8 protein-coding genes are annotated in these 13,423 nt (G+C 45.6%); 5 read left to right on the forward strand and 3 right to left on the reverse strand.

All coding sequences use genetic code 11. The features are described from left to right. A complete protein-coding gene (locus ASG33_RS21770; protein ID WP_229238799.1) occupies positions 1–1,569 on the reverse strand; it encodes a glycoside hydrolase family 10 protein in 1,569 nt (522 codons plus the stop codon). A gap of 319 nt (positions 1,570–1,888) precedes the next feature. On the opposite strand from ASG33_RS21770, the gene ASG33_RS21775 reads away from it, so the two are divergent. Then, positions 1,889–3,703: a glycosyltransferase gene (locus ASG33_RS21775; RefSeq protein WP_056290691.1), complete on the forward strand. Its 1,815-nt coding sequence runs from the start codon at positions 1,889–1,891 to the stop codon at positions 3,701–3,703. A gap of 190 nt (positions 3,704–3,893) precedes the next feature. Here the strand turns inward: ASG33_RS21775 and ASG33_RS21780 are convergent, their stop codons facing one another. Next, the gene (locus tag ASG33_RS21780) at positions 3,894–4,130 is read right to left on the reverse strand and encodes a hypothetical protein (protein ID WP_056290694.1); all 237 of its coding nucleotides are present in this window, start codon (positions 4,128–4,130) and stop codon (positions 3,894–3,896) included. Positions 4,131–4,247: 117 nt separating this feature from the next. On the opposite strand from ASG33_RS21780, the gene prmA reads away from it, so the two are divergent. The 4 genes from prmA to ASG33_RS21800 all read left to right on the forward strand — a co-directional run bounded on the left by prmA (position 4,248) and on the right by ASG33_RS21800 (position 12,084). Next, positions 4,248–5,108 carry a 50S ribosomal protein L11 methyltransferase gene (gene prmA, locus ASG33_RS21785; RefSeq protein WP_056290696.1) on the forward strand — a complete coding sequence of 287 codons (861 nt, stop codon included), beginning with the start codon at positions 4,248–4,250 and terminating at the stop codon, positions 5,106–5,108. A 43-nt stretch (positions 5,109–5,151) separates the two neighbouring features. After that, the gene (locus ASG33_RS21790; protein ID WP_056290698.1) at positions 5,152–9,831 is read left to right on the forward strand and encodes a hypothetical protein; all 4,680 of its coding nucleotides are present in this window, start codon (positions 5,152–5,154) and stop codon (positions 9,829–9,831) included. Between the two features lie 154 nt (positions 9,832–9,985). Continuing rightward, positions 9,986–10,636 (forward strand): glycerol-3-phosphate 1-O-acyltransferase PlsY, encoded by a 651-nt coding sequence (gene plsY, locus ASG33_RS21795; protein ID WP_056290701.1) that lies wholly within the window; start codon positions 9,986–9,988, stop codon positions 10,634–10,636. A gap of 86 nt (positions 10,637–10,722) precedes the next feature. Then, positions 10,723–12,084 carry a dipeptidase gene (locus tag ASG33_RS21800; protein ID WP_056290703.1) on the forward strand — a complete coding sequence of 454 codons (1,362 nt, stop codon included), beginning with the start codon at positions 10,723–10,725 and terminating at the stop codon, positions 12,082–12,084. 75 nt (positions 12,085–12,159) lie between these two features. Here the strand turns inward: ASG33_RS21800 and ASG33_RS21805 are convergent, their stop codons facing one another. Then, positions 12,160–13,383: a lipopolysaccharide assembly protein LapB gene (locus ASG33_RS21805; protein WP_056290706.1), complete on the reverse strand. Its 1,224-nt coding sequence runs from the start codon at positions 13,381–13,383 to the stop codon at positions 12,160–12,162. Between the last annotated feature and the right edge of the window lie 40 nt (positions 13,384–13,423).

Genomic DNA, 13,423 nt, shown 5'->3' on the forward strand with positions numbered 1-13,423 from the left:
TTAAAATCTGACGAGTTTCTGATCGTGCACTTCGACCTTTAATGGACCAATCGGCCGACCTTCGTTGTGCAGCCGGTCTACCGCAGTCACATAGTAAACATATCTTTGTCCTGATTCAGCACTGGTATCCACGAATTTTTCACCCTGGTAGCACATTCCGAGGATTTTGGTAGGATCGTGCGCGCTGGCTTTTTCATCCGGCATAAACCTGTAAATAATGTAATACCAGGCTTTGTCCCCGTCCGGAGCTGCGTCCGGCCTTTCCCAGGTAAGCTCCAACCCTTTCGACAATAATGTGGCTTTCAGGCTTCTCGGAGAAAGCGGAGGTACATTATCTTTCCACGGCATTGTGGGTACCAATGCAGGGTATTTAAAAAAGTCGCGGCGGAGTGAATCCACAAATCCCAGACTATTCGCACGCAAAGATCTGGAACTGAAAAATATGGCCCCGTCTGTTTCACTTTCTCTGAGGTACCTTACCTGATTGGGAATCTCTTTGGGATTTGCCCAAAAAGTGTCTCGGTCTTTATACCCGACGCGATATGCGCCCATTCCTATATATAAATGTCTTTCGAAGCGGTTTTCAGTCCACCAGTCGACCAGATTACGATACGGAACCCTTCCGAAGCCTGATGAAAAATAAACCTGAGGTGCGATATAATCAATCCAGCCTTGCTCCACCCATTTCCGGCTGTCTGCAAAAAGATCATCGTAGGAAGCCAGGGCACCATAAGTTTTGGAGCCTTCGGGATCTCGGTCTTTATTCCGCCACACCCCAAACGGGCTGATGCCGAATTTCAGCTTGGGTTTGGCAGCGTACAATGCATCGTGAATCTGTTTTACAAGTAAATCCACATTATGCCTGCGCCAGTCGGCCTTGTTGGCAAAGCCCGCGCCGTATTTACGGTAAGTAGCTTCATCCTGAATCACCTGCCCGGGAGAAGCATAAGGATAGAAATAGTCGTCAAAATGGATCCCGTCCACATCGTAGTTTTTGGCAACATTTACAGTCATATCTGTAATAAACTGCCGTACTTCCGGGATCCCGAAATTGAAAAGTTTGTAACCATCGTAGCTGAGGATCCACTCCGGGTGGGTTTTGCTGATGTTATCAGCAGAAACGCTGGTGGAGGATTTGTGTACAAGCCTGTTGAGATTAAGCCAGGCATGAAATTCAAGGCCGCGCTGATGCGCCTGTTCGATCATGAAATCCAGCGGGTCCCACATCGGCTCAGGTCGTCTTCCCTGCCGGCCTGTCAGCCACTCAGACCACGGTTCGGGACTTTTAGCATAAAATGCGTCACCCGCTGCCCTTACCTGGACAAACACCGCATTCATTCCGACTCTTTTATGAAAATCAAGTAGATTTGAGAACTCTTCCTGCTGCTCTTCTGGTATAAGATTTTTACTGCTCGGCCAGTCAATGTTATCGACTGTTGCGATCCAAACAGCCCTGAATTCTCTTTTTGGAGGCAAAAGATTATCACTTTCAGTAGTCTGCGCAATGCAACTTTCCAACGAGAACATGATCACTGCAAAGAAAAGCGCAACTATTTTAATTTTTTTCACTATCTGACCAATGCAAAATGTTAATCCAATCAAAGTAACGTAATTTGGAACAAAGTTAGCCGACAAGGCACTTAAATTCATGTGAGGAGGAGCTCATTTACGGCTCTGAATTCAGCAGGCGGCCATTTGAGAAATTCTTGCCATTGTTATATTTCGCCGTTTTCGGCACTGTATTTCAGCGAATAATCAAGTGCACGATTGTTGTTATTGTGAATAATTTTTCTGCATATTTATTGTGTAATTACAAGGATTTTTGTGACTAAAAAAGCGCATTTACTTGCTGAATTACCGATGGTAACGTTTAAACATACATCCCATATTGGAACCTTTTGTTAAAACCACGAAGAAAAACGTCCTGTTTGAAGTTGCATGGGAGGTTTGTAATCAAGTTGGAGGAATATATACTGTTATAAGGACCAAAGTGCCGGCAATGGTTGAAAAGTGGGATGAAAACTACTTTTTGCTGGGCCCATATTTCGAGAAAAAAGCGAGTTCCGAATTTGAGGTGATCAATGATCTTGATGACTCACCGGCGGGAAGAGTAGTGAAGAGGATGCGTGAAATGGGCTACTCGGTTTATTACGGATACTGGCTCGTTACAGGCAAGCCCCGTGTCGTTCTTTTTGACCTTGACAGCATTGCAAAAGAGCTTGATGCGATCAAGTTCAACCTCTGGGAAAAAAGCCGCATTCCTACAATTAATGTGGAGCATCTTGTAAACCAAACCCTGTGTTTTGGTGAAATGGTGCGCATTTTCCTGAAAGAATATGCAGAAGATAATGCAAAGAGGGAAGATATATCTGCGCAGTTTCACGAATGGATGGCGAGCAGCGGCTTGCCTGAGCTAAAAAGGGACAATGTAAAAGTGGCGCTCACATTTACAACCCACGCGACCATGCTCGGCCGCTATCTTGCCCAGAATGTCTCCGGTTTTTACAACAAACTGCCATTTTTTGACTGGGAACAGGAAGCCAAAAATTACAATATCCTAGCGCAATGTTCAGTGGAGAGACAAGCCGCATTGAATGCGCATGTACTCACCACAGTGAGCGACGTTACTGCCCGTGAATGTGAGGTTTTCCTGGGGCGTATGCCTGATCTTGTGACGCCGAACGGGCTGAATGTAGTTCGCTTTCAGGCAGTGCACGAGTTTCAGAACCTGCATTTAAAACATAAGGAACGCATTCACGAGTTTGTCCTGGGACATTTCTTCCCAAGCTATTCTTTTGATCTTGACAAAACACTTTACTTTTTTACTTCCGGCCGCTACGAATACAGTAACAAAGGTTACGACCTTACCCTGGAAGCGCTTGCGCGCCTGAACTGGAAAATGGTGCAGGCAAATATGGATATGACGGTGGTGATGTTCATTGTGACTAAGCAGCCTTATTATTCTGTAAATCCGGATGTTTTGCAGTCACGCGCCGTGCTGAATGAATTGCAGGAAACTTGTACCGCAATTGAGAAGGAAGTTGGGGAAAAGCTCTTCCTGGCAACCGCTTCGGGCGCCGACCACAAGATGCCTGACTTAAACAACTTCGTAGACGAATATTGGAGACTAAGGTTGCGCAGAACGATCCAGAGCTGGAAAACGGACAAGTTACCTGCTTTCGTTACGCACGATTTGAAAGAGGAAGACGGGATTACGGATTTTTGCAAAAGGGCAAATCTGGTCAACAATGAGCGCGACCGTGTGAAAATCGTTTACCACCCGGACTTTATATCTTCCACCAACCCACTCTTCGGACTTGACTACGGTCAGTTTGTACGGGGCTGCCATTTGGGTGTTTTCCCAAGTTACTACGAGCCGTGGGGTTATACGCCGCTGGAATGCGTAGTTCGGGGCGTGCCTACTGTTACAAGTGACTTGTCGGGCTTCGGTGATTATATCATGCAGATTATGCGTGATTACGAAAACCGGGGTATATATGTGATCAACAGAAAATCGCAGACATTCTCGCAAGCCGCCGATCAGCTGGCTGATATACTTTTCAAATTTGTACGAATGCAGCGCCGCGACCGGATTATGCAGCGTAACAGAGTCGAAAATATCTCAGACGTTTTCGACTGGACAAACCTGCGTTCCTACTACGATACCGCGCACGATCTGGCTACGAAAAGGAGAAAGCCTTGACAAAGAAGCAAAAAGCCCGCATTTGCGGGCTTTTTTATTGGATCACCCGCAAAACTGCGGGGTAAAGTCTAAAATTTTGATCTGCTGAAATAATGGGGATGCTTTCCGCATGTGCTGTTGCCAGCAAAATCCTATCAAAAGGATCCCGATGATCTGGGAAGAATGGGAAAGGTAACGTTTCTGCATTCAATCACATATGTTCATCCAGATCTGATAACGGATCATTAAAGTCCTCCGGAATACTGTATCCCTTTCCGGAAAGACTACCAAGTACCACTCCTGCTTTTCTCCCGGTCGGATTCACGCTTTCAACGGTTGCCTGCTCCTTCATAAACAAAACCACTACTTCGGATTTCTCAACAGCCGGAGGGCTTTCGATGAAGGTAAGTCGACCTTTTTCGTAAATTCCTTTTACAGCTGTGTACATAATAGCGTTTGATTTGTATAGTTGAAAAACGATCACACTTCATAAAAATACATTTAAAGAAGCAAAAACCCAGATTCTTGTTACCTTTTACAATATCAAAAACGATTAAAAGCAATTATGAACTACATAGAAGTTGATTTAACCATTGAACCCGACTTTTCAGAAATTATTATGGCAGAGCTGGGCGAACTGGGATTTGAGTCCTTTGTTGAGACCGAGAGCGGCTTGCTGGCCTACATTCAGGAAGAGGTATTCGATGAGAATGCATTGCAGGGAATTGTCGCCAAATACCTGGATCTGACGGCAATAGCGGCCACATGGAAATCGTTAGAAAGAAGAAATTGGAACGAGGAGTGGGAGAAAAGCTACGAGCCGATCGAAGTCGGTGACCAGGTACGGGTGAGGGCAACATTTCATAACCCGGATCCTGCATTTAAATACGATTTGCTGATCCAGCCTAAAATGTCTTTTGGCACCGGACATCACGAAACCACCTGGCTCGTGATGAATGAACAGCTGAATCTGCCTCATGAGGGAATTTCAATTATGGATGTAGGCTGTGGAACCGGTATTCTGGCCATTCTGGCTGCAAAATTGGGTGCAAGCAGTTTATTGGGCTTTGATATCGATGAATGGGCAGTGGAGAATACGGTCGAGAACTTTGAAATGAATGAACTCACTGCCGAGACCGAAGCTTTTCAGGGCACGATTAGCAAAGTGCAGGAAGGAAGGATGTTCGGCGGGATACTGGCCAACATTAACCGAAATATCCTCCTGGCCGAAATCCCCACTTACGTTCAACACCTGGAACCAGGCGGCTGGCTGGTAACAAGTGGTTTTTATGAAAATGATCAGGCAGATATCGAGCAATGTGCATTGGAAAGCGGCCTTAAAAAGTTGAGATCAAATACGCGTAACCAGTGGGCAACCGTTGTATTTGGAAAAACCAAAAATCGGCTAAAATCAATTGAAAGATAGCCAACAGCTAAACGCTCACAGCCAATAGCTAAAAGCCAAAAAAATGAGAATAATCCGCTATACTTTACTTTTTTACTGCTTCATTTTAACTGGCAAAACTGCACTTGCCCAAAACCTGAAATTACCCGACGAACCCGCCCAGTTTATGGTGCAGTTCAAAAAGGCAATGGACGGAAGCCGCAACCCGCAATATATCCGCGCGGCTGCCCAGCTGGATAGTATCTGGATGTCCGGATTCAATACTGCCCAGCAGATGAAGTTCACATCCATTGTAAAAGCGCAGGTTGCAAAAGGTCAGAAGGCGGGACCTGTTTTGTACCTGCTCTCGCGGAATGCAGCTTTTTTTGCCAAAAATGCGCCGGATAATTTTGATAGTTTTCTCAATCTCGCGGCCCAGGCAGGAGAAAAGTACGATGGTAAAACATTGCAGAAAGTACTGGAAACTGTACGTGTTCTGAACGAAAGTAAAAAGTTGTATGCGGCTAACTATAACTCTCTTTACCTGGTAGAAGGCTCCTATAAGTTCCGTTTCGACTCGGCGAATGTAGAAAGGGCGAATGTGGAAGCTGCAATCAATGACAGCTGGGACACGCCGGTAGATACCAACTTTGTAATTGCGCCCAAATCGACGCCTGTTCCTATCATTTCAGGTGCGCTGGTTGACCTCCAAAATGCAAAGTTCGCGATGGTAACGGGCAGCGACTCGGTTGTTTTTGGGCCAAGTAATGGCAGTGTTTCCTTACAAGACGGAATTTTTGTGGGTAAAAATGGAAAGTTCGACTGGCTTGCTGCCGGAGATTCTTCGATATATGTGGACCTGGATGCGTATTCTTTCAATATTAGCCAGCCAAAAATTGTTGCGGAGAATGTAACCCTGCACCACGAGCAGCAGCTTGCGGCTCCGATTAAAGGTAAACTGGAATACCGCGGGATTAAGAAAGTAAAAGGTCAGCCTGCACCTTACCCGCGTTTTGTTTCCAATGGAATTGACGCGCGATTGAAAGATACCCGCAAAAGCATTGATTATAAAGGTGGCTTTTCACTGATTGGTACGGATATGTACAGTACTTCCCTTAGCGATCAGCTTTCAACCGTCAACGTAAAGTATAAAGATAAGGTCGCATTTACTGCCAAAAGCAAGAAGTTTGCCCTGCGCGACTCGGTGATTTCATCTTCATTTGCCATTTTTTCAATGCCGCTGGGCAGTGATTCTATTTATCATCAGGGAGTTACGTTTAAATATAATGATGATGAAGGTCTGGTGAAAACCGGCAGAATGGAGAGGACGGACTATGCGCCGCTGCCCTATCAGGACAGCTATCACAAAATGAACATCTGGGCGCAGGCAATGCGCTGGCGGTTTACAAACGACAAGCTTGAATTTTTGCGGATTGACGGCAAGCAGGTTGTGCCGGTTACCCTGGAATCTCAGGATTTTTTCAAAAAAGAACGTTTTAGGGAAATTGCCAAGGAATACGGTTTTCAGCCGCTGAATATGGCAGCGAGCTACGTGCAGGCGACTAAAAAATCCGCATTCTTATCAGAAGAGCTGGCTGCCAAATTCAAACAAAACCCGAAAATTGTACGCAATACGCTCGACAGACTGACGCTGCAAGGTTATTTTATCTGCAATAAGGCCACGGACGAATATGCATTGAGCAAAAAAGGGGCATTATATGTACTCGCAAATATCGACAAGGCAGACTATGACAATTTCCAGGTCGCGTCGCAGTACACAGCAAACAATGAAACTGCGAATGCTACCATTTACATGCCCGACACCCTACTTACCGTTTTGGGTGTATCGGGTTTTGTTGTAAGTGATTCCTTGAAAATCAATGCGGTACCTTCTGACAAAAAGCTGATTATTGGTAAAAACAGGAATTTCACATTGAATGGAAGAATGGTGGCTTCCAACTACCAGTTCCGCGGTCAGAATATCAAATTTGATTACAACCAGTTCTTCGTGAATGTGGCGCCTTCGGATTCGATCACATTTACACCCAAAGAGAAATTTGCCAAGGGCCAGAAAGGCGAAGTTGGAGGCCACGTCAAGTATGATAAAGGCGGTACCTTTTACCTGAGCGATCCTAAGAACAAATCCGGCTTGCAGAAAGGCGTGAAGAAGTCGCCCAGATTGGTGGTGGAAGATGGTATGACGGTGTTTTTTGACCAGGAGGAACGTGGTCCGATTACTTACCCGAAAGAAAATGTGTTTTTCAAAATACCGAAACTCGATATGGGCGGGCTTGATGAGCGTGACGTGATTTTCGACGGTACATTTACTTCCGGAGGCATTATTCCGCCGATCAAAACAGTACTGAAAAGCATGCCCGATAACTCTCTCGGGTTTGAATACAAGCCGCCGGTAACAGATATGCCGATCTACAACGGGCAGGCTCAGGCAAAGTTTACCGACACGCTGACAATGGATAATACCGGTTTGCATTCAAAAGCGGTTATCAAATATCTATCAACCACGATTACTGCCAAGAACGTCGTACTCGCATCTGACTCGCTCATGGCTTCCGGTGAAATCGCGTCTATTAAGGAAGCGACCATTGGAAAAGGGTACTTCCCGGCAGTAGCGCTGAAAGATTATGCATTGAAATGGTACCCGAATGCAGATAGTATGTTCATCAATACAACCGGAAAATCGTTCTCCTTTCATAATGGGACAACCAACCTGGAAGGGAGCCTGCTATTGCGGTCGACGGGGTTGTATGGTAATGGAAAGTTGAAACGGGCCGATTCAGAGCTTTCTTCGCCGGATATCAAATTCAATAAAGATGGATTCCTGGCCAACCGCTCCTCGTTTGTCATCAATAGCAGCGAGGTTAAATCGGCTAAAAAGCTGCTGACAGGCAATAATGTAAACGTTGATTTCAACTTCAAGACAGGAATAGCGAATTTCCTGACTGATGAAACCGGGTTTGGAAATGATTCTTCCGGAATGCAGATCCCCACAGCCTCTTACCAGACATTGATAGGAAGTGCGAAATGGGATATGAATAAAAAGACAATCCTGATGAAGGGAATTGGCGAAACATCTACTTACACTTCGACCGATTCGACGCAGGAAGGATTGACATTCAATGGTTCCGAGGCACTTTATGATATTGAAAAAGTGTCGCTCAACATCAAAGGTGTTCCATTTATCCAGACTGCCGACGTGAAGATCATTCCGGATAAAGGGGTGGTGAGTGTGGACAGTAAAGGTAAAATTGCACCTCTGAAAAACGCCCGTATTGAGATCGATACATTGAATGTAGCGCACAGAATGCGCGACGCGAACATACGCATTGACTCCCGCAACCATTTTGAAGGTTCGGCCACCTACCAGTATATCACGGCGAGAAAAGATACCTTCAATATCAAAATGCAGAATTTCGAGCTGCGCGAATTCGGCTCGGAAACGGAAGGAAAGCGTTCCAGAAACAACAATCAGCCGGCCGCTATCAGGTACTACACTACAGCGCGTGCGGATGTAAAAGAAGAAGAAAACCTCGTACTTTCTCCGCGTATCCAGTTCAAAGGCGGCATTAACCTGATTGCCTACGAGCCTTCCCTGCAACTGGACGGATTTGTAAAGCCGGTTATCAAGTTCAGAAAGGATTTTCAGAGCTCGTGGATTGTGTACAAAGAATCTCCGGGCGAAACCGTAGCGATCAAGATTAACAAAGACCTCAAAAACGAGCACGAAATTCCGCTGTCAGTAGGGTTGCATTATAATGAAACGCGCGGGATTTACATGAGCTTTTTGTCGCCGAAAGAATCTGATGGAGATGAGGATATTTACCTCGCACAAGGCGCATTGAATTACGATGAAGACCAGAAAGCATTCAAAGTGGTACCGCCACCGGGAGCCGACGGGTTAATTGATGAAGCAAATGCACTTCGTTTTGACGATAAAACAGGCCTGGCTACCTTCTCAGGCCCATTTAAATTAGTAGGCGCTGACTGGCTGCAATCTGTCGGAAGCGCCGAGGTACAGGTGGATAGTTCTAAGTTCAAATTCAATAGTATGTTACTGTTGAAAATGCCTGCGCTGGAACCGATTGCGCAGCCTATTGCAGCTAAGATTGTTGAAACAAACCTCGAAGAGCAAAACAGTACCGCAGCAGACGACGACGCAGAACAGCTTAACCAGAAACTGTCCGCATTGATCGGTCCGAAAGCGACTGATGCTTATGCCAAGCTGACAGCGGCAGGTTATAAGCCACTTTTCGAAGCTTCGCCGATCCTGGATGTTCCAATGGTACTGTCGAATGTAAACCTGCATTGGTCGCCTTCGCACCAGGCTTATTATTCTCAGGGGCCGATTGGCGTGGCGCATCTGGGTCGCAACAACATCAATGCACAAATGGACGGATTGCTCGAAATCCGCCGCGGCGTTGAAGGGGATGAATTCAGCCTTTTCATACAGGCTTCACCCGATATTTGGTACTATATAGATTATAAAATGGGCGAGCTGGGGGTTGTTTCTTCCATGGTCGACTTCAATGATCAGATCACAGCAAAGTCCAAAAACGTGAAATCAAAAGATATGACGCTGGTGTCGATCGGGTCTGAGGAGAAGGATATGTTTGTAAACCGGTTCGATGATTTTTATCAGCCTGCTGTCAAGAAAGCCAAGCTTGTGAAAACAACTGCAAAGAAAAAACCGGTAAGTGCTCCCGCAGAACAGAAGAAGAAAAAGGAAGAACCGACCGAAGGATTCTAAGCAAATTTTAATAATTGCAGTAGTTTATGCTAGAAAATGAAATTTTGCATGCATAATCAGTGTTTTTAGGTACAGTTTTGTTGTAAAATGACGCAAACATTGTATTTTTGAAGAAATCTGATTCTAATTTAATATTATCATTGAATAGTACAAAATGAGTGTTGCTTTATTAATAGTATCAATTGTTGCCGCTTATTTGCTGGGGTCTATTCCAAGTTCAGTGTGGTACGGAATAGGTTATTTTGGAATTGATGTTCGCAAGCAGGGTAGCGGCAATGCCGGGGCTACCAATACTTTCAGGGTTTTAGGAAAACGTGCCGGAACTGTCGTAATGTTGATTGACGTACTGAAAGGCTGGACTGCGACTTGCCTGGCTTCGATGCTGTTTTATATGAACGAAATCGGCGAAACGGAGCTGCTGGTTTACAAGATCCTTTTCGGGATTATCGCTATCATCGGGCATATTTTTCCTGTGTTCGTCAACTTTAAAGGCGGAAAGGGAATTGCGACATTACTCGGAATGGTACTCGCGATCCACCCTGAGCTTGCTTCTGTTTGCATTACCATATTTATTCTGACACTAATTGCATCTCAATACGTTTCGCTCAGCTCGATCCTGGCTACACTTGCGTTTCCAGTACTTTCCTGGACCGGCGCATTTGGGCATCCTGAGCCGCTGCTGATCGTTTTTGGCTTTGTCATGTTTGTTCTTGTTGTATTTACACACCAAAAAAACATCGTGAGGCTTTTAAATGGAAATGAGAACCGGGTTAACATATTTGCCCGTAAGTCTAACAGAGCGTAACAAACGCGTATTTCAAGAAATGTAAACCCCTGGGGAAACCTTAGGGGTTATTTTTTTTATCTTGGCCCATCATTTAATACACAGCAATGCAGACATATATTGAAGAAAACCGCGATAGATTTTTAAGTGAACTCCTGGATTTACTCCGCATTCCATCGGTAAGCGCCGATTCAAAATTCAAGGGAGATATGCTCAAAGCCGCTGAATTTGTGCGCGAGAGCATTGAAAAGGCAGGTGCAGATAAAGCTGAGATTTATGAAACGGCGGGGCACCCTGTTGTTTGTGGAGAAAAAATCATTGATCCTGCGTTGCCCACGGTACTAATCTACGGCCACTATGATGTACAGCCGGCAGATCCCTACGAACTCTGGAACTCGCCCCCATTTGAGCCTGTGATCAAAAACGAGCGCATTTATGCACGCGGAGCTTGCGACGACAAGGGCCAATTTTATATGCATATTAAAGCATTGGAAACAATGCTGGCGACCGATACGCTGACCTGCAATGTAAAAGTAATGATCGAAGGCGAGGAGGAAATCGGCTCTTCCAACCTGGGTACATTTGTGAGGGAACATCGTGATATGCTCAAATGCGATACGATCCTGATTTCCGACACCAGCATTATTGCCAACGATGTACCTTCCATTGAAACCGGCCTGCGCGGACTTACTTATGTGGAAGTGGAAGTAGTAGGCGCTAACCGGGACCTGCATTCTGGCGTTTACGGCGGCGGCGTCGCGAACCCGATCAATGTACTGTGCGAGATGATCGCGTCACTTAAAGATGAGAACGGACACATTACTATACCCGGTTTTTATGATAAAGTAGAAGCGCTTTCAGCGGAAGAGCGGGATGCATTGAATGCCGCTCCGTTTGATCTGGACGAATATAAAAGGGATCTGGACATCGATGATATTCGGGGAGAAGAAGGCTACACGACCATTGAGCGGACTTCCGTCAGGCCGACACTGGATGTAAACGGGATCTGGGGAGGCTATACCGGCGAAGGTGCGAAAACTGTACTGCCTTCAAAAGCGAATGCAAAAATTTCAATGCGGCTTGTTCCGCACCAGACAGACGACGAGATTTTAGAATTGTTTACAAAGCATTTTGAATCCATTGCGCCGGGTTCAGTGAGGGTTAAAGTAACGCCGCATCACGGAGGATTGCCTTATGTAACACCCACTGATTCAATCGAGTATAAGGCAGCTGAGCTGGCGATGGAAGAATCTTTCGGTAAAAAACCAATCCCAACAAGAGGCGGAGGAAGTATCCCGATTGTAGCGCTTTTCGAGCAGGAGCTAGGCTGCAAAAGCATTCTAATGGGCTTCGGCCTGGATATCGACGCGCTGCATTCACCCAATGAAAGCTACGGGTTGTTCAACTATTACAAAGGAATAGAGACCATCCCGCTATTTTTCAAGCATTACGCTGAGTTGAAGCGATAATGTTTTGTCACCCTGAGCGGAGTCGAAGGGCGGGCACCACGCTCCCTTCGACTCCGCTCAGAGTGACAAATGCCACTATCTTTTCCGGCGCTGCTCGCGTTTCATTTTTTTCAGATTCAAAATCGCGGCTTTTGCTTCCCGGTCCTGGCTGGTTTTTTTGTCAGCACGGTCAGCGGCTAGTTTGTAGTATTTCAATGCGGCTTCATAGTCTTTTTTCATCTCCGCGATTTTACCCAAACCAATAAGCGAAGAGACGTAATAGCCCGCATTCATCGAGTTTGTCTGCGTGGAGTAGTCAATGGCTTTTTGATAATATTGCCCCGCCAGATCGTAGTTGCGGTGATAGTTCATGTTGTAGTAAGCGAGCACGTAAGCTGCATTCCGGCCGCTTACTCCTTCATAACCCGGCATTCCCTTGCTGATTTTATCGATGATATTCTGTGCTGCTCTTTCAGCTTCGCCCATTTTACCGGTGACAAATGCAGTCCGGCAAAAATACCTTTCAAAATAGGGATTGTTAGGGTAAGTCTGCCACATGTACTTCGCCATTTCATAAGCCTTGTTGTGCTCATTTTCCATGCTGTAAATTTGCAGCAGGAAGTATCTCGCTTCTACCCGCGTGTAAAATGCATTGTTACCTACTTTTTCAAGCTGCTGCTCGCCGAGCTTCTTATTTCCTTTTGGAAAAAGCGCCAGGATAGGTTTGAGAATGGGATATTCTTTGGGCACCCATTCTGCATAATAATTATAAAGTCCGTCACCAAAGAGCAGTTCCGGTGTCAAATCGCCATTTCCTTTGCATTGTTCAAAATATTTCAATGACTTTTTTCCGGCAAATGCAGCTTTCGTCCAGCTCTCCCGTTCCGCGTATAACCTGCCTTTGAATGCGTAAGCAGCAGCCAGAAAGAATGCGGGTTCCACTTTGTTCTTTTCGTTCGCGTACAGCTCCTCAGCCAGGTTAATGGTGGAATCCATTTGTGCCAGGAAGGTCTTGTCGTAGGCTTCATTGTCTGTATTCGGCACAATTTTCCACCATTCTGCCAGGCCCATGAGGAAGTGCGGCATCGGGTGTTTCGGATACCTGTATTTCAACCACCTGAACTCGGCATCGGCTTCATGAAACTGATAATTATAAAGCATATTGATCGCCTCGGTTGATTCGATCTGCACGCTCGGGTTTTTCAGGATCATATCGTAGTTCTTGTCCAGTTCGGCCGAAGAGTACAATTGAGCAGTTGCCTTGGAGGTGATAATGACAGTTAAGCAGCAGAATATGATGGTGTTATTGATACTTTTCATAGCAGGGGTAAACTTGTCCTATTAACGAGCGATTTATATT

Source organism: Dyadobacter sp. Leaf189, from assembly GCF_001424405.1.
In the GTDB taxonomy this organism is placed as follows: Bacteria; Bacteroidota; Bacteroidia; order Cytophagales; family Spirosomataceae; genus Dyadobacter.